1 protein-coding gene and 1 pseudogene are annotated in these 917 nt (G+C 39.1%); both read right to left on the reverse strand.

Translation table 11 applies throughout. From position 1 onward, the window contains the following. Window positions 1-232 (reverse strand): fimbrial protein (locus FDX14_RS24375; protein ID WP_502704215.1); only part of this gene is annotated, 232 nt, incomplete at its 3' end. 463 nt (window positions 233-695) lie between these two features. Next, window positions 696-917 (reverse strand): annotated as a pseudogene (locus FDX14_RS24380) (fimbrial protein); the annotation flags it as partial.

Consider the following 917-nt stretch of genomic DNA (forward strand, 5'->3'; position numbering starts at 1 on the left):
CTGGCTGAATACCGACGGCACTGCTCTGTACACCTGGATCGGCAGTTATAGCGGATGCCTGGGCGGTGTTCAGTTGAACCTGTCCATCCTGACTGCCGCCGTTAACGTGCGGGGTGCAGGTGTTATCGCTCACCAGACCAGCAAAATCTACCTGGCCGCCATCTAGGGCAAAGGCTGAAGTAGTGGAGGCAGCAGACAGAACCAGTGATAAAGCTATTAACTTTAATTTCATCTTGAAATATCCTTGTTAAAAATAGATGTCACTTAAGACAATATTTATTATAGGGAGTACTCTGCATCTATAAAAATATCATATGCGGATATTTCCTTTTTTTATATTCACAAACAAAATATTTAATTTGTTTTTTATCTATACTACAATTTCTTGTAATAATTTATCTGTGCATTGTTTTTAACGATTTTGTACATATTGTGCTTTTTTTTTGCAAACATAGTATTTATTTATCTCTTGCTGTTATGTGTTGATGGTTTTTATTATCAATATATATATGTATTGTATTTGAGTTGATTGGTGTGTATTTGTATTTTTTATCATTATAAATAATGAAAGTGATTTTAATTTTAACTGAAGTGACTACCATTATGTTTACAAAAGGTAAGGGTGTTCTTCTATCCTTGATAATTCTGTAAAGGAGTTATCTTGTTGAAAAAGATAACTCTCTGGGGACTGATGATCAGTTATAGGTAAGGGTATACGCGGTGTTGGATTTCACGTAGCCCGCTGTTACTGGTACCGCGCCAGACTGTTTGACGTAAGAGACGACGAAGTTGAACGTCGCCACGCCGTCAGCATCAAAAGTTGTATCGTGAATGTCGCTGGCGTCGTTTACTTTGACCTGGGTATAGGTCAGCGCGCTGCCGGAGCTATCGACCTGGTGGATCGCCAGGTTAACGCC

The sequence above is a fragment of the Citrobacter sp. wls710 genome (assembly GCF_005281115.1).
Classification (GTDB): Bacteria; Pseudomonadota; Gammaproteobacteria; order Enterobacterales; family Enterobacteriaceae; genus Citrobacter; species Citrobacter werkmanii.